Raw genomic sequence first — 19,507 nt, 5'->3', positions numbered from 1 at the left:
TTGCATCAAAAAGAGAGCAAAACGAGGGGGCTAAAATGCTCCATTTTTGATGCAACTGAACACTGAAAATAAAATAGGGTGGCATGCCTATGCCTATGACTATGGCCATGCCTATGACCATGCCTATGACTATGGCCATGCCTATGACTATGGCTATGGCCATGCTTATGACCATGCCCATGCTTATGACCATGCCCATGCTTATGACTATGGCCATGCTTATGACCATGCCCATGCTTATGACTATGGCCATGCTTATGACTATGGCCATGCTTATGACTATGGCCATGCTTATGACTATGGCCATGCCTATGACCATCGGCGTAAGCTCGGGCATTCACGATGCTACGCATCACCCGGCGTAAAACGCCGGGCTACGGGTTGGCGATGATGACGGCGCGGCGTGGGGCGGGGTAGCCTTCGATGGTGCGGCTGCGGTCGTTGGGATCGAGGAAGTCGGCGAGTGATTGACCTTGCATCCATTCGGTGGCGCGTTGTTCTTCGAGGCTGGTGATGGATTCGTCGACCACGCGCGCGTTTTTGAAGCCGACTCGGCTCATCCAGTGTAATAGGGCTTTGGTGCTTGGGATAAACCAAACGTTGCGCATTTTGGCGTAGGTTTCGCCTGGCACTAAAACGGTATGTTCGTCGCCTTCAACCACCAATGTTTCGAGTACAAGTTCGCCGCCCGTTTTTAATTGGGCACGAAGTTGTGTCAGGAAATCAATTGGCGAACGACGGTGGTATAAGACGCCCATGCTGAAGACGGTGTCAAACGCACGGAGTTCAGGAAGATCTTCGACACCGAGTGGAAACCAGTGGGCTCGTGCGGCAAGTTCGGCAGGCATGAAGTGCCGAATGGCCATAAACTGTGCCATAAACAACTGGCCTGGGTCGATGCCCCAAACTTGATCGGCGCCGGCTTCAAGCATGCGCCACAGGTGATAGCCACTGCCACAACCGATATCAAGTACTTGGCGGCCGCTGAGGTCGCCGTTATTGCTTAAATGGGGCAACACGCGCTGCCATTTAAAATCTGAACGCCATTCGGTGTCGATGTGCACGCCGTGCAGGTCGAACGGTCCTTTGCGCCACGGTGTGAGTTGCATCATGAGGCCGCGAATACGGTTTTGCTCGCCTTCACTAATATTCTCGTTCGCTACGGTAATCGTATCAGCAAGAGAAACGTGTTGCGGTTCGATTTTAGGTAGTTGCGCAACGCAACGAAGCCACTTGGGTAATTCGCCGTGCTGTTGTTCTTTTTGCCATGTTTCTAACTGCGCTGGCAAGGTTGTAAGCCAATGCTGCAAAGGTGACTGGGCAACAGAGATAAGATCTTGGGCGAACAAATTCATCATTTCTCCGGTTAATTCTCGGCAAGTTATTTAACGGCTAGCTATTTAACGGCTAGTAGTGCCGCGAAATTGTAGCATTGGAACCACACTTGGGTGTGATTAAAGCCAATTTCGTGCAGGCGTTGATGGTGCGCCTCAAGTGTGTCGATGCGCATGACGTTCTCGATGGCTGCGCGTTTCTGGGCAATTTCGAGTTCACTGTAGCCGTTGGCGCGTTTGAATTCGTGGTGAATATCTACAAGCAGCTCGTTCATTTGCTCATCGGCACTGCGGAATTTTTCGCTCAACAACAGCACGCCGCCCGGTTTTAGGCCGTCGTATATTTTTTTCAGTAAGTCGTAGCGCTGCTCTGGCGGCACGAACTGCAAGGTGAAGTTCATGGTCACCACGGAAGCACTTTTAATGTCAGACTGCTGGATGTCTTCGCAACGCACATTCACAGGCACGTCGCTACGATAGCCTTGCAAGTGAAGCTTGCAACGCTCAACCATGGCTTCGGAATTGTCGATACCGATAACCTGAATGCCGCTAAGGTGCTGGCAGTTTTGGCGCATGGCTAAAGTCGCAGCGCCTAACGAGCAGCCTAAATCATAGAGATTAGAGTCAGATTGTGCGAAACGTTTGGTGAGCTGGCCAATGCCTTGCAAAATGCTTTGGTAGCCAGGTACTGAGCGGTTGATCATGTCGGGGAATACTTCCACCACGGTGTGATCAAACACAAAATCGCTGACTTGCGGCAATGGCTCTGCGAATATCGAATCTTTCTTCGTCATACGTCTCAATAATCTTTGGCTGACAGACACTCGATGTATTTTAACGTAACGTAGCCCGAAACAGTAGCACCATGGTTGTTCTCATTATTAAATTGCGCCGACAGTTACTGACATTCAGTGTAAGTCCGTTATAATGTGCAGCTTTGTAAATTCTTAATTTGTGGTAGGGATGATCCCATGCGTAGCCATTACTGTGGACAGCTTGAAACGAGTCTTGTAGACCAATCCGTAACTTTGTGCGGTTGGGTGAATAAACGCCGTGATTTAGGTGGTTTGATTTTTATTGATATGCGCGACCGAACTGGTTTGGTGCAGGTAGTGTTTGATCCTGACCAACAGGCGCTTTTCGAGACTGCAAACAAGCTACGTCAAGAGTTCTGTATTCGTTTAGTGGGCACCGTGCGTGCGCGTCCTGAAAGCCAGGTTAACAAAACTATGGCGACCGGTGCGGTTGAGGTGATGGCGACTGAGCTTGAAATTATTAGCCGTGCCGAGCCACTGCCAATTGATTTTAATCAGCAGGTAAGTGAAGAGCAGCGCTTGCGCTTCCGCTATTTGGACTTACGTCGTCCAAACATGAACCACAACTTACAGTTCCGAGCCAAAGTAACCAGCGCGGTTCGTCGTTTCTTAGATGACCATGGTTTTTTAGACATTGAAACACCAATGCTGACTCGAGCAACGCCTGAAGGTGCGCGTGATTACTTGGTGCCAAGCCGCACACACAAAGGGAAGTTCTTCGCATTGCCACAGTCGCCGCAGTTGTTTAAGCAGTTGCTGATGATGTCTGGTTTTGATCGTTACTACCAAATTGTGAAGTGTTTCCGTGACGAAGATTTACGGGCAGATCGCCAACCAGAATTTACCCAGATTGATATTGAAACATCGTTTATGTCGTCTGACCAAGTGATGGCGGTAACAGAACAGATGGTACGCAAGCTGTTCTTAGAAATGCTTGATGTTGATTTGGGTGATTTCCCGCGGATGACGTGGCACGAAGCGATGCGTCGTTTCGGTAGCGATAAGCCTGACTTGCGAAATCCACTTGAGTTAATTGACGTGGCTGACTTGCTCAAAGATGTTGAGTTTAAAGTATTTGCCGGCCCAGCGAATGATCCGAAAGGGCGCGTCGCTGCGCTGAAAGTGCCAGGCAAAGCGGAAGCAATTTCACGCAAGAACATTGATGAATATACCAACTTTGTTGGTATCTATGGCGCGAAAGGCCTAGCGTGGATGAAAGTGAACGATTTGACTGCGGGCCGCGACGGAATTCAGTCGCCGGTACTTAAGTTTATTCCAGATGCGGCACTTGAAGGCATCCTAACCCGTACTGAAGCGGCTAACGGCGATATTATTTTCTTTGGCGCCGATAAAGCGACTGTGGTTGCTGAAGCCTTAGGTGCATTGCGCTTGAAAGTGGGTAATGATTTTGAGCTTGTTAGCGATGAATGGCGCCCTCTATGGGTAGTTGACTTCCCTATGTTCGAAGAACACGAAGGCCGTTTACACGCAATTCATCATCCGTTCACGGCACCTGTTGGCGTGACTCCTGATGAGTTGAAGGCGAACCCAGAAGCAGCTCTATCGAATGCATACGATATGGTGCTTAACGGCGTAGAAGTTGGCGGCGGTTCAGTTCGTATTCACAATAACGAAATGCAGCAAGCGGCGTTTGAAATTTTGGGTATTGGCAAAGACGAAGCGCAAGAGAAGTTTGGTTTCTTGCTTGAAGCCTTGAAGTACGGCACGCCGCCACATGCGGGCTTGGCCTTTGGTCTTGATCGTTTAGTGATGCTAATGGTGGGCGCAAGTTCTATTCGCGAAGTAATTGCATTCCCGAAAACAACAACCGCGGCGTGTGTATTGACTGACGCACCAGGCGTTGCCAACCCAGAGGCATTGGCAGAACTCAACGTTGCTGTTACCTTGAAGGACAGTGAATAAAATACCTTACTGATAGGAGCGAATCATGGCCATAATTCTGGGAATTGACCCAGGTTCACGCCTTACCGGCTATGGTGTGATTCGCCAATCAGGCAATCAAATTACCTATTTAGGCAGCGGCTGCATCAATGTGATGCGCAGCCTTAAAGGCGAAGCCGAACCAACTCTTGCCGATAAGCTCAAAGTTATCCATGATGGTATTGTTGAGCTTATTGCGCAGTTTCAACCGACTGAATTCGCTATTGAGCAAGTGTTTATGGCACGCAACCCTGATTCTGCGCTAAAGTTAGGTCAGGCTCGAGGTGCTGCGATTGTCGCTGCAGCCGGTGCTGGTTTGCCAGTGGCAGAATATGCTGCGCGTTTGGTGAAACAGGCGGTGGTAGGCACGGGTGCTGCTGACAAGACGCAAGTGCAGCACATGGTCATGGCGATGCTGAAACTGCAGCATAAGCCGCAAGCTGATGCCGCCGACGCGTTAGCTGTTGCGTTGTGCCATGCGCATACACGCACACAACTCATACTAAAAACAACAAGGGGACGCGCGTGATTGGTCAATTAACAGGAACGTTAATCGCTAAGCAACCACCTGAAATTCTCATTGATGTACACGGCGTTGGCTATGAAGTTCAGATGCCGATGACTTGTTTGTATGAACTTCCAGATATTGGCGAGCAAGTAAAAATCATCACACACTTTGTGGTACGTGAAGATGCACAACTGCTTTATGGGTTTAATACGTTTGCGGAACGCATGCTATTTCGGCAACTGATTAAAGCGCAAGGTGTCGGCCCGAAGTTAGCCCTTACTATTATGTCTGGTATGACGGCGCATCAGTTTGTTCATGCTGTAACACACGATGATGTCTCCACGTTGGTTAAACTTCCGGGTGTAGGCCGCAAAACAGCGGAACGCTTAGTTGTTGAAATGCGCGACCGATTAAAAAATTGGGGTACGGCAACACCTGCAACCGATGCTGCACCAATTGACATTGGTGAGATGAATCCAACGATTAGCGGTAGCTCGCGGCGCGACGACGCGCTGAGTGCATTGCTGGCGCTTGGCTACAAGCCAGCCCAAGCTGAGAAAGCTGTCGCGGCTGCACTCAAAGCTGAACCCGAAGCACCAAGCGAAGCCCTCATCCGCTTCGCGCTGAAGAATATGTAGCCCGGCGTTTCACGCCGGGTGGCGCGCAGCGCCGTGAATATCAGGGCTTCCGCGGTGTTCTATTCAGCGTACCAAGATGTCCGAAAATATAGAGATTGGTAGTAATTTGGGAGAATAACAGCGCGTTGCGCTACCCGGCGTTATAAAGTGTAACGACGGGCAATAACAGCGCGTTGCGCTACCCGGCGTGAAACGCCGGGCTACGGGGTGTTAACAATGATTGAGCCAGACCGCATAAATCAACCGCAGGCGAGCAGCGAAGATGAAGTGATTGATCGCGCTATTCGTCCTAAGCATCTTGCTGATTACACCGGCCAGAAGCATGTGGTTGAGCAAATGGAAATTTTTATTCAGGCCGCTAAGCAGCGTTCTGAGGCGCTCGATCACGTCTTGATTTTCGGGCCGCCAGGGCTTGGCAAAACAACCCTAGCGAACATTGTTGCCAATGAATTGAACGTAAATATCCGGCAAACTTCAGGGCCAGTGCTAGAAAAAGCGGGCGACCTTGCGGCATTGTTAACCAACCTTGAAGAGCATGATGTGCTGTTCATTGATGAAATTCACCGGTTGAGTCCGGTGGTTGAAGAAATCTTGTATCCGGCGATGGAAGATTATCAGCTCGATATTATGATTGGTGAAGGCCCTGCGGCTCGTTCGATTAAACTCGATCTTCCACCGTTTACGTTGGTGGGAGCGACAACGCGAGCTGGCGCTTTAACGTCGCCGTTGCGTGACCGGTTTGGCATTGTCCAGCGGCTTGAGTTTTATAACGTGGAAGAGTTAACCACGATTATTCGTCGCTCAGCTAAATTCTTGAACTTGGATTTAGAAGCTGATGGAGCGCTAGAGATAGCGCGCCGCTCGCGTGGTACGCCGCGTATTGCAAATCGTTTGCTACGACGTGTGCGTGATTTTGCCGAGGTAAAGAATAGCGGTCATATTGATCAACCAACAGCGGCAGCTGCACTTGCGATGGTCGATGTTGACGAGGCGGGATTCGATTACATGGACCGCAAGTTGCTATTGGCAATTATCGAGAAGTTTATGGGCGGGCCAGTCGGGTTAGATAATTTGGCGGCAGCGATTGGCGAAGAGAAAGACACGATTGAAGATGTGTTGGAGCCTTATTTAATTCAGCAGGGGTTTTTGCAGCGAACTCCGCGGGGAAGAATAGCGACGCCACACGCCTACGCCCACTTCGGCTTAGGGAAAGACTAAGACGATATTAGATATTAGCTATTGGATATTAGCTATTGGATATTAGCGCTGAAGTATCGGGTATTTGTGGTTTATCTAATATCTAATATCCAATAGCTAATATCGCATTTGAATTTAGGCAAAAAAAAGCCCGCTCATGGAGCGGGCAAAATACAGAACAACAAGGAAGTTAAATCCAGGGAACAATAACAGGAAGAAGTGACAACCGGTCTCTTCGTATCTGATATCTGACGCGCATTATACGGAGGACTGACCACCTTTCAAACGAGAAAAATTGTGTTTCACATTATTTTTACTAATGCGACTCTGGTTTTGGTGGTTAAAAAATGCGCTAACATAAATTGGTCAGACCAAAATAGGGCTCGAATATTAAGGGTTTTGTAAAAATTGGTCAGATCGTTAAGATAAAAAAATGTCTGGTGTAAAATTGAACAAGTTAACATTTGAATGGCCGATTCGGGTCTATTACGAAGATACAGATGCTGGCGGTATCGTTTATTATGCGAACTATCTCAAATTCCTTGAGCGGGCGCGGACAGAATGGTTACGCTCTTTAGGGATTGAACAGGATACGTGGCTGTCGCATCGAATTGGTTTCGTCGTGCGCCAGGTGCAGATGGATTTACTGCAGCCGGCAAGATTTAATGATGAACTGATAGTAACGGTTGTGGTCGAACGCCTCGGAAAGGCGTCGGTGGTATTTACGCAGCAAGTGTTGCATGCCAATCGATCGGTTTTATGTCAGGCGCAAATTAAAGCTGCTTGTGTCAATTTAGGAGAATCTGGTGAGTCGGTGAAAGCGGTGCCGATGCCAGCAGAAATATTTGAGGTGTTAAAACGTGCAAACTGAATTGTCGATAACTGCGCTGATTTTGGAAGCTAGTATTGTTGTCCAGCTGGTAATGCTGTTGTTGTTAGCGTTCTCGGTGGTTGGTTGGATGATGATTTTTCAACGTGCGAAAATTATTAAAACAGCAACGCAACAAGCGTTAAGTTTTGAAGACCGGTTCTGGTCCGGTGTTGATTTGGCTCGTTTATTTCAGGAAGTTTCGGCGCGCGCACAAAACGCCTCAGGAATGGAAAAGATTTTTCACGCCGGCTTTAAAGAATTTGCCCGTTTACGCAAGAACGAAACGTTAAGCCAACAGCAGATGTTGGATGCGTCATACCGTGCAATGCGCGTGGTTCACTCACGCGAACTCGATCGTTTAGAGAGCAATTTGTCGTTTCTAGCGACAATCGGCTCAATTAGCCCTTACGTCGGCCTATTTGGCACGGTTTGGGGTATCATGAATGCGTTTATTGGCTTAGGAGCGGTGCAGCAAGCAACACTTGCTATGGTTGCACCAGGTATCGCTGAAGCACTGATTGCAACAGCGATGGGCTTGTTTGCGGCAATTCCAGCAGTTATTGCGTACAACCGATTTACATATCGTGTGGAAAAAGTAGATAACCAATACGTCAACTTTATGGACGAATTAATGGCGATATTGCAGCGCCAAGGTTCGCAATCAAAAGCAGGTGCTGCGGCATGATGACGGTAACGCGTCGGCGCCGGAAGCAGGTGTCGGAAATCAATGTGGTGCCATACATTGATGTCATGTTGGTTCTACTGATTATCTTTATGGTGACGGCACCATTGATTACGCAAGGTGTGAAAGTGGATTTGCCGAAAGCATCAGCAGAGCCGCTCGACCCTGAGAGTAAGCCGCCAATTGTTGCGTCAGTAGATAAGGATGGTAATTACTATTTGAGCACCAATAACGACCCCAATGCCGCTATGGATGTGGTTGATTTGGCGGTTGCTGTACAGGCTGAGCTTCAGGTAAGTCCTGATCGTCCCGTGGTTGTGAAAGGCGATGGTTCGGTACAATACAATCAGGTTGTCCAGTTAATGGTGCTGTTGCAGCGAGCTGGCGTACCGCAGGTTGGTTTGATGACAGATAACTCAGCAGGTGATCAGTAGTGGCAAAGAAGAGTTGGTCATGGCCTAGTGATTGGACAGTGCCTTTGGTACTGTCGCTGTTAGTGCATGTTGCGGTTGTCGGTTTGATGATCTTCGGCATGCATTTCCAGATGCCATTTGATAAGCCGCTACAAGTAGAGCTATCAGCTCCTAACGCGCCACAACCTGATAATCAAGAAATTGTACAAGCTGTGACTGTTGACCAAGCGGCAGTTGAGAAGCGTGTAAATGAAATTCGTGAGCGTGAGCGTCAAGCGGAGCAAGCCGAGCAACGACGCCAGGCTGAACTTGAACGCAAGGCAGCTGAGGCTCGCAAAGCACGCGAAGCAGAGCAACAGCGGTTACGTGAGTTGCAAAAGCAACAAGAAGATGAACGGCGTCGCTTAGAGCAGGAAAAAGCGGCAGCGAAGAAAGAGCGTGAAGAGGCTGAAAAAGCGGCTGCGGCTGCCGCCGAACGGCGTAAGCGTGAGGAAGAAGCGGCGGCCAAGGCTGAAGCGGAACGTCAACGCAAAGAAGAAGAGGCGCGCAAAGCTGAAGAAGAGCGTAAACGTCGTGAGCAAGAAGCGCGTGAACGTGCCGAGCGAGAGCGACAGTTGCAAGAAGAATTAGCGCGAGAAGCTCAAGAGCGTGCGGCGGCTCGACGCCAGCAAGTTCAAAGTGAGGTTGATCGATATTCAGCGCTGATCAGGAATACGGTTCAACGTAACTGGATTGTCGATGATTCGATGCGCGGTAAAGAATGCCGCTTAAATATCACCCTATCGCGAAGTGGTTTTGTTACTTCAGTAAGTGAAGGTGAGGGTGACCGCGCTGTGTGCGAATCGGCCCGACGCGCCATCTTGAAAATTGGTACACTACCGATGTCAAATGACCCAGACGTGTACGAAGAAATGAAAAATATTACGTTCCCATTTATCGCGGATTAAATGAAGAAGCTTATGATGAAGAAACTGCTCATTTGTGTTGTAACCGCGGCTAGTTTGCTGATTTCTAGCCAGCCGGCCAAAGCCTCACTTGAAATTGTCATTACTGGCGGTATCGATTCGGCGCGTCCTATTGCTGTCGTACCGTTTAAATGGTTGGGGAATGGTCCGAAGCCGGAGGGGCTTACGGAAGTTGTAGCTGCCGATTTAATGCGCAGTGGTAAATTTAATCCAATTCCGGTAAATGGTATGCCGCAGCGGCCATCAAGCTCCGCTGAAATCGATTATACGGCGTGGGCAGGTTTAGGCGTCGAGGCTGTACTGGTAGGCACGATTGAGCCACATTCGATGGATCGCTATACCGTCTCGTTCGAGATTGTTGATATTTTGCGAGGGCAAATTACCAGCGGTACTCAAGTTCTTCGTAACGGTCAATTGGTGACATCAGAAGATCATATACTGGATGCACGCTCGAGTGTTATTTCAGGTGATCAATTCCGCCAGTATTCCCATCGTATTTCAGATATCTTTTACGAAACCTTAACCGGTCAACGCGGTGCGTTTATGACCCGTATAGCGTATGTTACTGTTAACCATGAGTTAGATAAGCCGTATGAGCTTGTGGTGGCGGACTACGATGGTTATAACGAGCGGGTGCTGCTACGTAGCCCTGAACCGTTGATGTCACCGTCTTGGTCGCCAGATGGAAATAAACTGGCGTATGTCAGCTTTGAGAACAAAAAACCTGAGATTTTCATTCAGGACATCTATACTCGTAGTCGAGAACGGATGACACAGTTCCCTGGCATTAATAGTAGTCCAGTGTTTTCGCCGGATGGCAAAAGCTTAGCTATGGTGCTATCGAAAGATGGCAACCCAGAACTTTACGTGATGGATATCGCGACAAAGCGTTTACGTCGAATTACGAATCATCACGCGATTGATACTGAGCCAGCTTGGTCGCCAGACGGTAACTCGCTGATTTTTACGTCAGAAAGGGGTGGCAGACCACAACTTTATAGCGTAAATTTAAGTTCAGGCCAGGTTCGCCGATTAACCTTTGAGGGCGAACAAAACTTGGGCGGAACGTATTCGCCAGATGGTAAGCAAGTGATTATGGTTAACCGGACACAAGGTAACTATCACATTGCACGTCAGGACTATCCAAATGGTACGATGCAGGTTTTAACGCAGACAGCTTTGGATGAGTCGCCAAGCTTGGCACCGAATGGTAGTATGGTGATTTACAGCACCACCCATAATAACCAGCAAGTACTGGCGCTGGTATCGGTAGACGGACGATTTAAAGCGCGTTTACCTGCGCGAGAAGGTGAAGTAAAATCACCGTCGTGGTCACCGTTTTTACGTTAGTACGAATGTTTTAAAGCAAGTTCAATCACTTACATGAAAGAAAGGAACGCGGACATGAACGCAAACAAAGCCTTAAAAAGTCTGTTCATTGCAGTACCTATGCTGACTCTTGCAGCATGTAGCTCTAACCAAGGTGCTGAGGACGCTGTTGACCAGCAAACTAACCAGCAGCAAGAGCAGCAACAAGATCAATCAGGTGTTGATGTTGGCGCTGTAGAGCGTGAAAAAACTCCTGAAGAAATTCGCGCTGAAAAAGTTGCTGAATTGCGTCAAGAAAACATGGTTTTCTTCGCATTCGATGATTCACGTATTTCATCTGAGTATGCACAAGTATTAGCAGCGCACGCTGACTTCTTGGTTGAAAACCCGAACGTAACAGTAACTGTTGAAGGTCACTGTGACGAGCGTGGTACACCTGAGTACAACATCGCGTTGGGCGAGCGTCGTGCGAAAGCTGTTGCACAATACTTGCAGAACTTGGGCGTAAGCTCTAGCCAGATCACGACCGTTTCTTACGGTGAAGAGAAGCCGTTAATCAACGCTTCAAACAATGACGCCTACGCGAAAAACCGCCGCGGTGTACTCGTTTACTAAGTAACTCTGGTTGAGCCAATGCAAAAAGTAATCTTAGTATTGGCCTTTCTGATTCCCGGTGTCCTGCATGCGCAGGCACCGGTTTCTAAGTTAGGCAGTGGATCGTTAGAAGAACGTCTTAATCAACTCGAACGTGTTATGGATGCGCGTAATGCAGCGCAGATGGCACTGTTAGACCAAATGTCTCAGTTGCAAGATGAGGTTGCTGAACTTCGTGGTAAAACGGAAGAACACGCATATCAAATTGAGCAGATTCTGCAGCGTCAACGTGAAATCTATCAAGAAATCGATCGACGTTTAGCGTCACAGCCAGCAGCTCAATCACAACCGGCGCAAGTGAATACAACAGCGGTTGATACGAGTAGCTCAACGAATTACTCAGCAGATCTATCAGAAAACGAAGCTTACGAACAAGCCATTCAATTGGTTCTTCGCGATAAACGATATGATGCTGCAGTGCCAGCCTTTGAATCATTTATCGAAAAATATCCGAATTCTACGTACGTGCCAAACGCGCACTATTGGTTAGGTCAGTTGTTATTTGCTGAAAGCAAATACGACCAAGCGAAAGGTCATTTTGCGACTGTTGTTAGTGACTTCCCAGATAGTAATAAGCGTGGTGATTGTCTTTTGAAACTGGGCATTATTGCGCAGCAGCAAGATGATAAAGCGAAAGCGCGCGAGTTATATAATCAGGTGATTAGCGAATATGCTGATTCGACGGAAGCTGGCTTAGCACGTAAACGCCTCGATAATTTGTAAAATTCCTGTAGAAAATTCGGGTAAATGTTCGCAAATTGAGCAAACGCACCCGATTCCTTCAATTTACAGTTGCAACGAGCGGCTTTTTAAGTAAACTATGCCGCCGTTGCCACTGATAAGTGTGTAACGCGAAAGTGATGGGTTGTTAGCTCAGTTGGTAGAGCAGTTGACTTTTAATCAATTGGTCGCAGGTTCGAATCCTGCACAACCCACCAATCACTCTCACCTCCTTCAAAGTTTTATTATGGGTTGTTAGCTCAGTTGGTAGAGCAGTTGACTTTTAATCAATTGGTCGCAGGTTCGAATCCTGCACAACCCACCACTTTATTTTTTCCCTTCGCGCCCCAATTTGATTTATAATCGTCAAACTTTTTTAAGGCATTGAAGTGGTACCATGAGCATTACGGCAGAAATTCAAGCACGGGTAATTGATAGCTTAGATTATCCATTCCCGCCTAAACCCAAAGCGCTATCAGACGCTGAAAAAGCAGAATACACCGCACGTATTAAACAATTATTACGTGAAAAGAATGCGGTATTGGTTGCGCATTATTACACCGATCCGGAAATTCAGGCTCTCGCTGAGGAAACTGGCGGTTGTGTAGCTGATTCGCTTGAAATGGCGAGATTTGGTGCGAAGCATGAAGCAGACACGCTGATTGTTGCTGGGGTGAAGTTCATGGGCGAAACCGCCAAGATTCTTACTCCGCATAAGCGCGTGCTGATGCCAACGCTAGAGGCGACTTGCTCGTTGGATATAGGCTGTCCTATTGAGGAGTTCTCGCGGTTCTGCGATGAACACCCTGATCGTACTGTGGTGGTCTACGCGAACACCTCGGCAGCCGTTAAAGCACGGGCAGACTGGGTTGTCACTTCAAGTATTGCGCTTGAGGTTGTTGACCATCTTGATGCGAATGGCGAAAAGATTTTATGGGGACCTGATAAACATTTAGGGGCCTACATTGAGAAGCAAACAGGCGCTGACATGAACATGTGGCAGGGCGCTTGTATAGTTCACGATGAGTTTAAAACGAAAGCTCTCGAAGACCTGAAGCGTGTTTATCCAGATGCGGCAATTTTGGTACATCCAGAGTCGCCACAGTCCGTCGTCGAAATGGCTGATGCCGTAGGTTCAACATCGCAGCTCATTAAAGCAAGCCAAGAGTTGCCAAATGATACCTTTATTGTGGCAACTGACCGTGGCATTTTCTATAAGATGCAGCAGTTGTCGCCGAATAAACATTTCATTGAAGCGCCTACTGCTGGTAACGGTGCGACTTGTCGCAGCTGTGCTCATTGCCCGTGGATGGCCATGAACGGTCTTGTAGCAATTGCAGAAGCGCTTGAAAACGGTGGTGCAAAGCACGAGATTCATGTTGATGAAACATTGGCTGAACGAGCTTTGAAACCATTAAATCGCATGCTTCAGTTTAAAGGTTAGCGCCAACTCCAATCACCGTACTTTATAGTGATTATATTTGCGTCAAATTAACTTCATGCTTAAGGTGGATTATTCACTTTTTGCATGAGGTTGTATAAATGGCGCTCTATTCACATGACGACGTACGCGACAACTGTGGATTCGGACTGATTGCTCAAGTTGATGGGCAATCCAGTCACGCCATTATTACCAAGGCGATTACCGGGTTAGCAAACATGCAGCATCGCGGTGGTATTAATGCTGATGGCAAAACCGGCGATGGCTGCGGATTACTCCTCCAGTTACCCCAACAATTCTTTCGTGATTATGCGACGAAGCAGAATTGGCACCTGAGTAAGAAATTTGCCGTTGGCATGGTGTTCTTAAGTACGGCCCCAGAAACTCAAAAAACTCAGAAGCAAACTCTAGAAGCGGAATTGCGACGCGAAACGCTCAGTGTGGAAGGTTGGCGTGAAGTACCTACAAACGCCGACGTACTTGGCTCGATAGCGCGGACAACGCAACCAAGTATTCAACAGGTGATTGTCAGTGCCCCGCCTGGTTGGCGTAAAAAAGATTTAGAGCGACGGTTATACATGGCTCGGCGCAGAACCGAGCAATTGTTGGCTAACGACTCGAGTTTCTATGTGTGTTCACTTTCTTGCTTGGTTATCGTTTACAAAGGTCTGATGCTGGCGAAAGATCTTGCCAATTTCTACCTTGATTTAGCTGATCCAACGTTAACAACGAGCCATTGCGTATTTCACCAACGATTTTCAACTAATACTCAGCCACAGTGGCGCTTAGCTCAACCCTTTCGCTTTCTTGCACACAATGGCGAGATAAATGCCATTCGAGGCAATCGCCAGTGGGCCTTGGCGCGACAGTACAAATTCCATTCGCCGTTATTACCCGATTTGCAACAAGCAGCTCCGTTTGTAAACAGTGATGGCTCGGATTCATCGGCGTTGGATAATATGCTTGAATTACTTTTAGCCGGAGGCATGGATTTGTTTCGTGCACTACGGCTTTTAATTCCTCCAGCCTGGCAGGGTAATGCGACGATGTCTGACCCGTTGCGCGCTTTTTATGAATTTAATTCAATGCATATGGAGCCATGGGATGGTCCAGCCGGAATCGTCATGAGTAATGGACGGCAAGTTGCCTGTAGCTTAGATAGAAACGGATTGCGCCCCGCCCGCATGATTGCCACGAATGATGGTTTAGTTACTATCGCATCAGAGGTTGGAATTTGGGATTACAAAGACGAAGACGTGGTCGAGAAAGGACGGCTCGGGCCTGGTGAAATGGTGGCCATTGATACCTATACCGGGCGTATTTGGCGCAGTGGTGAAATTGACGACGATTTGCAGCAGCGACATCCTTATCGCGATTGGTTGAATCAGCATATCCGCCATCTTACGCCGTTTCGCGAGTGTGCTGCGGAACATCTTGGTCAGCGCCTATTTGACGACGCAACGATGGCTATTTATCACAAGTTACATATGTATAGCCGCGAAGAATTACTGCAAGTGCTGGCCGTGCTGGCGGAAGATGGTCATGAGGCAACTGGCTCGATGGGCGATGACACGCCAATCGCTGTTCTTTCGCAACAACCGCGCGATGTTTTTGATTATTTCCGCCAGCAATTTGCGCAAGTGACGAACCCGCCGATCGATCCAATTCGTGAACGACATGTCATGAGTCTCGCGACTTGTATTGGTCGCGAGCAAAATGTCTTTAATGAGACGTCAGGGTATGCGGAGCGCGTTGTGATTGAGTCACCGGTATTAATGTATACCGACCTCAAGCAGTTACGGGAGTTGCCAAGTGAACATTATAAATTAGCCGTTTTAAATCTAGGCTACGATGCGCATTCCGATAACTTGCAACAGGCGCTCGTCAAGTTAACGACGGAAGCCGTGAGGCTAGTACGCGATGAGGCTGTGGTGTTGGTTGTTTTGAGTGACCGAACCCTCAACAAAAATCATCATCTGATTCCGGCGGCACTGGCGGTGGGAGCAGTACAACAAGCATTAGTTCGTGAAAGTCTGCGTTGTGATTCGAATATTATTGTTGAAACTGGTGCGGTTCGCGATGCGCATCAAATGGCCGTGTTAATTGGACTTGGCGCTACCGCGGTATACCCATTTTTAGCGTATGAATCGATTGAACAACTGGTCGAGCGAGGCGATATCGACCTACCAGTTCGCGATGCACTGCAAAACTATCGTGAAGGGATCAATAAAGGGCTTTTGAAGATCATGTCCAAAATGGGCATCGCTACGGTTGCCAGTTACCGCGGTGCGTGTTTGTTTGAGATTGTTGGTTTAGCTGCTGAAGTTCGTGAGCGTTGTTTTGCGCATGCACCCGCTCGCATTGGCGGCGCCACCTTCGCAGATCTTGAGACACAAATTCAGAAGATATATTCAAAAGCATGGTCTAGCCATCATAAGATCACTGCCGGAGGCCTGCTGAAGTACGTGCACGGTGGTGAGTACCATGCTTACAACCCTGACGTGGTGATGAGTTTGCAGCAAGCTGTTAATCGAGGCGATGCAAATGCCTACCAACAATTTGCCGATCATGTTAATCAGCGTCCAATTAGCTTTATTCGGGACCTTTTGGTACCCACAGCCGTCGCCAAGCCGCTAGATATTTCTGAGGTGGAGGCTGTAACTGAACTATTCCATCGTTTTGATACGGCGGCCATGTCAATCGGCGCATTAAGCCCCGAGGCGCACGAAGCGTTAGCGCAAGGGATGAACCTGATTGGCGGACACTCTAATTCTGGTGAAGGGGGCGAAGACGCACGGCGTTTTGGTACGGATAAGAATTCGCGAATTAAGCAAGTTGCTTCGGGTCGGTTTGGGGTGACGCCGCACTACTTGGTAAACGCCGACGTACTACAAATAAAAATAGCTCAGGGCGCAAAACCCGGAGAAGGCGGGCAGCTTCCTGGTGAGAAGGTCACGGCTGAAATAGCGAAGCTACGCTATGCCGTGGCCGGCACGACATTAATTTCTCCGCCGCCGCATCATGATATCTATTCGATAGAAGATTTAGCGCAATTGATTTTCGATCTAAAACAAGTAAACCCAAAGGCTTTGGTTTCTGTAAAGCTCGTATCATCGCCGGGAATCGGCACCATCGCGACTGGTGTTGCAAAAGCTTATGCCGACTTAATTACCGTATCGGGCTATGACGGCGGTACCGGTGCTAGCCCGCTAACTTCCGTAAAACACGCTGGTTCTCCGTGGGAACTAGGGTTAGCAGAAGTTCACGAAGCGCTGGTGAGCAATAATCTGCGCCATAAAGTGCGTGTTCAAGTGGATGGTGGCTTAAAGACAGGGTTAGATGTGATCAAAGCGACTATTTTAGGTGCTGAGAGCTTTGGTTTTGGTACGGCACCAATGATTGCTTTGGGGTGTAAGTACCTGCGCATCTGTCACCTAAATAACTGTGCAACAGGTGTCGCAACGCAAGACGAAGCATTGCGCCGTGAGCACTTTACAGGCTTGCCAGAGCGGGTTGCTAAGTATTTTGAATTTGTCGCCGAAGAAGTACAGTTTTGGCTCGCACAACTTGGCGTGACACAGCTCACCGATCTCATCGGGCGAGTCGATCTGCTGACCCGTGTTGCCGGTGTAACGCGAATGCAAGAGCAGTTAGATTTATCGAAATTACTTGAGGCTGCAGCCACTGATAATGGGCTACCACGCTATTGCACCGAAGCAAATATTCCGCATGACTCTGGCGAGTTAAATCGAGAGTTAATGGCGGTCACGCATGATGCTATCGAACAGCGATTAGGCGGTACATGGCAGTTTAAAATTCGCAATTATGATCGTGCCGTGGGGGCAAATTTAGCTGGTGCCATTGCGAAAAAATACGGCAACCAAGGTATGGCGCCGCATCCAATTGCCCTGCAGTTTCAAGGCTCGGCAGGTCAAAGCTTTGGTGCATGGAATGCTGGCGGGTTGCGTCTTGAGCTCATCGGGGATGCCAACGATTACGTTGGCAAAGGTATGGCGGGTGGGCGAATTGTTTTACGTTTTCCGGCGTCAGCCAACTACCGTAACGATAATCCAATCATCATGGGTAACACCTGTTTGTATGGGGCAACAGGCGGCAAAGTATTTGCTGCTGGTTGTGCTGGTGAACGATTTGCTGTGCGCAATTCTGGGGCAACAGCTGTCGTTGAGGGAGTGGGCGACCACGCTTGCGAATATATGACAGGCGGTATTGTTGTGGTGCTTGGTAACACGGGTATCAATTTTGGCGCAGGGATGACTGGCGGATTTGCTTTTGTTCAAGATTCCGACGGTAGCTTGAGTAAACGAATTAACGCTGAGCTCATTGAGCTTTGTACGGTTGAAGATGCGCGATTACAAGAGCTTTTACGCGGTCTTATTCATGAACACTATGAGCACACCGGCAGTGAGCGAGCGCATCAGTTACTAGCACAGGGGCAAACGACATTTTCGCAGTTTGTATTGGTGAAGCCAAAGGCGGTGCAGTTGGCTGATTTGGTCGGTCATCGCGCGCGATCAACCGCTGAACTGCGCGTGGAGGTGATGTAATGAGCAAGAACATCTATCAATTTCTTGATGTACAGCGTATCGATCCTCCCAAAAAAGCGTTGCGGGAGCGCCAAATTGAGTTTGTCGAAATTTACGAACCGATGTCGGAGCTACAAGCGCAAGGCCAGTCTGATCGTTGCTTAGATTGCGGCAACCCATACTGTGAATGGAAGTGTCCGGTGCACAATTATATTCCGCAGTGGCTGGAGCTGGTGCAGCAAGGTCGCATTTTTGAGGCCGCAGAGCTTTGTCATGAAACGAACAGTTTGCCCGAAGTATGCGGTCGCGTGTGTCCGCAAGATAGGCTATGTGAGGGCGCTTGTACGCTCAATGATGACTACGGTGCGGTGACTATCGGCAGCATTGAGAAATACATTACCGATACCGCATTTGCGCAAGGGTGGCGACCCGATCTTTCCCATGTTGAAGCGACCGATTTCAAAGTCGCGGTGGTTGGCGCGGGACCTGCAGGATTAGCATGTGCAGATGTTTTGATTCGCCATGGTATTACGCCTGCTGTTTACGATAAATATCCAGAAATTGGTGGTTTGCTGACGTACGGCATTCCGCCTTTTAAACTGGAAAAATCGGTACTTGAACGCCGTCGTGAGATATTCACCGATATGGGCATTCAATTTAAGTTAGGCGTGGAAGTTGGTCGCGATGTGCTATTTGCAGATCTTGTACAGAAGTATGATGCAGTATTTGTGGCATTAGGAACCTACCAAGCGCTTGACGGCAAACTCCAAGGCTTAGATGCCAAAGGTGTGCACCATGCGTTGGCGTACTTGATTGGCAATACTCAGACATTAATGAATCAACAGATGCCCGCGTATCCGCTGATAAATCTTGAAGGCAAAAGGGTTGTGGTTCTAGGCGGTGGTGATACTGGTATGGATTGCGTGAGAACGGCGATACGCCAGCAAGCTGAATCGGTGGTTTGTGCTTATCGACGTGACGAAGGCAACATGCCGGGCTCGCGTCGTGAAGTACAAAATGCTCGGGAAGAGGGCGTTCAGTTCGAGTTTAATTTGCAACCGATTGCAATTGAAACCAAAGAAAATCAGGTGGTGGGTGTGCGAATGATTCGTACCGAGCTGGGGTCGCCTGATAGTAATGGACGACGTCGACCACAACCGGTACCCGATTCTGAGTTTGTGATGCCTGCAGATGCAGTTGTGATTGCTTTCGGTTATCAACCCAACCCACCGCAGTGGCTGCAAGATGAAGGTGTTGAACTGTCGGAGTGGGGCACGGTAATTGCCGACGAATCAAGTCGTTACCCACTACAAACCAGTAATCCGAAAATATTTTCTGGTGGCGATATGGTACGCGGTGCCGATTTAGTGGTTACCGCCATAGCCCAAGGCCGAGCCGCCGCACTCGGCATCATGGATTACCTGACTGAGCGTTAGTTTTGGTTTGTAGCTTTTT

Annotated in this window: 17 protein-coding genes and 2 tRNA genes; 17 read left to right on the top strand and 2 right to left on the bottom strand. The window is 48.6% G+C overall.

Annotation, left to right across the window (positions count from 1 at the left end; all coding sequences use genetic code 11):
* The first annotated feature begins 49 nt into the window (after positions 1–49).
* Positions 50–391, top strand: a complete 342-nt coding sequence (locus LG272_RS10645) for a hypothetical protein (RefSeq protein ID WP_404408443.1) — start codon at positions 50–52, stop codon at positions 389–391.
* Here the strand turns inward: LG272_RS10645 and cmoB are convergent.
* Together cmoB and cmoA are read right to left on the bottom strand one after the other, a co-directional pair.
* Positions 375–1,358, bottom strand: coding sequence for a tRNA 5-methoxyuridine(34)/uridine 5-oxyacetic acid(34) synthase CmoB (gene cmoB / locus LG272_RS10640; protein ID WP_404408441.1), 984 nt, complete (start codon positions 1,356–1,358; stop codon positions 375–377). The genes LG272_RS10645 and cmoB overlap by 17 nt on opposite strands.
* Positions 1,359–1,396: 38 nt before the next feature.
* Positions 1,397–2,128 (bottom strand): carboxy-S-adenosyl-L-methionine synthase CmoA, encoded by a 732-nt coding sequence (gene cmoA, locus LG272_RS10635; RefSeq protein WP_404408439.1) that lies wholly within the window; start codon positions 2,126–2,128, stop codon positions 1,397–1,399.
* Positions 2,129–2,305: 177 nt separating this feature from the next.
* Here cmoA and aspS point away from each other — a divergent pair, with 177 nt between their 5' ends.
* From aspS to LG272_RS10555, 16 genes are all read left to right on the top strand, one after another.
* Positions 2,306–4,072, top strand: a complete 1,767-nt coding sequence (gene aspS / locus LG272_RS10630) for an aspartate--tRNA ligase (RefSeq protein WP_404408437.1) — start codon at positions 2,306–2,308, stop codon at positions 4,070–4,072.
* Between the two features lie 25 nt (positions 4,073–4,097).
* Positions 4,098–4,619: a crossover junction endodeoxyribonuclease RuvC gene (gene ruvC / locus LG272_RS10625; RefSeq protein ID WP_126759272.1), complete on the top strand. Its 522-nt coding sequence runs from the start codon at positions 4,098–4,100 to the stop codon at positions 4,617–4,619.
* Positions 4,616–5,236, top strand: coding sequence for a Holliday junction branch migration protein RuvA (ruvA, locus tag LG272_RS10620; protein WP_404408434.1), 621 nt, complete (start codon positions 4,616–4,618; stop codon positions 5,234–5,236). Before ruvC ends, ruvA begins: the two co-directional genes overlap by 4 nt.
* A 216-nt stretch (positions 5,237–5,452) precedes the next feature.
* Positions 5,453–6,454, top strand: coding sequence for a Holliday junction branch migration DNA helicase RuvB (gene ruvB / locus LG272_RS10615; protein WP_126759270.1), 1,002 nt, complete (start codon positions 5,453–5,455; stop codon positions 6,452–6,454).
* A 412-nt stretch (positions 6,455–6,866) separates the two neighbouring features.
* The gene (ybgC, locus tag LG272_RS10610; protein ID WP_198678559.1) at positions 6,867–7,304 is read left to right on the top strand and encodes a tol-pal system-associated acyl-CoA thioesterase; all 438 of its coding nucleotides are present in this window, start codon (positions 6,867–6,869) and stop codon (positions 7,302–7,304) included.
* Positions 7,294–7,989: a protein TolQ gene (tolQ, locus tag LG272_RS10605; protein WP_126759269.1), complete on the top strand. Its 696-nt coding sequence runs from the start codon at positions 7,294–7,296 to the stop codon at positions 7,987–7,989. Before ybgC ends, tolQ begins: the two co-directional genes overlap by 11 nt.
* Positions 7,986–8,420: a protein TolR gene (gene tolR / locus LG272_RS10600; protein ID WP_126759268.1), complete on the top strand. Its 435-nt coding sequence runs from the start codon at positions 7,986–7,988 to the stop codon at positions 8,418–8,420. Before tolQ ends, tolR begins: the two co-directional genes overlap by 4 nt.
* Positions 8,420–9,346: a cell envelope integrity protein TolA gene (tolA, locus tag LG272_RS10595; RefSeq protein ID WP_241967953.1), complete on the top strand. Its 927-nt coding sequence runs from the start codon at positions 8,420–8,422 to the stop codon at positions 9,344–9,346. Before tolR ends, tolA begins: the two co-directional genes overlap by 1 nt.
* Positions 9,347–9,358: 12 nt before the next feature.
* Positions 9,359–10,714, top strand: a complete 1,356-nt coding sequence (gene tolB / locus LG272_RS10590) for a Tol-Pal system beta propeller repeat protein TolB (RefSeq protein ID WP_404408431.1) — start codon at positions 9,359–9,361, stop codon at positions 10,712–10,714.
* 54 nt (positions 10,715–10,768) lie between these two features.
* Positions 10,769–11,308, top strand: a complete 540-nt coding sequence (pal, locus tag LG272_RS10585) for a peptidoglycan-associated lipoprotein Pal (RefSeq protein ID WP_404408429.1) — start codon at positions 10,769–10,771, stop codon at positions 11,306–11,308.
* Between the two features lie 18 nt (positions 11,309–11,326).
* Positions 11,327–12,070 carry a tol-pal system protein YbgF gene (gene ybgF, locus LG272_RS10580; RefSeq protein ID WP_126759265.1) on the top strand — a complete coding sequence of 248 codons (744 nt, stop codon included), beginning with the start codon at positions 11,327–11,329 and terminating at the stop codon, positions 12,068–12,070.
* 139 nt (positions 12,071–12,209) lie between these two features.
* Positions 12,210–12,285, top strand: a tRNA-Lys gene (locus LG272_RS10575).
* A gap of 31 nt (positions 12,286–12,316) precedes the next feature.
* Positions 12,317–12,392 (top strand) — tRNA-Lys (locus LG272_RS10570).
* Between the two features lie 72 nt (positions 12,393–12,464).
* Positions 12,465–13,511 (top strand): quinolinate synthase NadA, encoded by a 1,047-nt coding sequence (nadA, locus tag LG272_RS10565; protein ID WP_404408427.1) that lies wholly within the window; start codon positions 12,465–12,467, stop codon positions 13,509–13,511.
* A 98-nt stretch (positions 13,512–13,609) separates the two neighbouring features.
* Positions 13,610–18,073, top strand: coding sequence for a glutamate synthase large subunit (gene gltB / locus LG272_RS10560; RefSeq protein WP_404408425.1), 4,464 nt, complete (start codon positions 13,610–13,612; stop codon positions 18,071–18,073).
* Positions 18,073–19,488 (top strand): FAD-dependent oxidoreductase, encoded by a 1,416-nt coding sequence (locus tag LG272_RS10555; protein ID WP_404408423.1) that lies wholly within the window; start codon positions 18,073–18,075, stop codon positions 19,486–19,488. Before gltB ends, LG272_RS10555 begins: the two co-directional genes overlap by 1 nt.
* Positions 19,489–19,507: the final 19 nt, after the last annotated feature.

The organism is Pseudidiomarina marina (genome assembly GCF_044807045.1).
In the GTDB taxonomy this organism is placed as follows: domain Bacteria; phylum Pseudomonadota; class Gammaproteobacteria; order Enterobacterales; family Alteromonadaceae; genus Pseudidiomarina; species Pseudidiomarina marina.
This window is presented reverse-complemented; position numbering and strand designations above follow the sequence as displayed.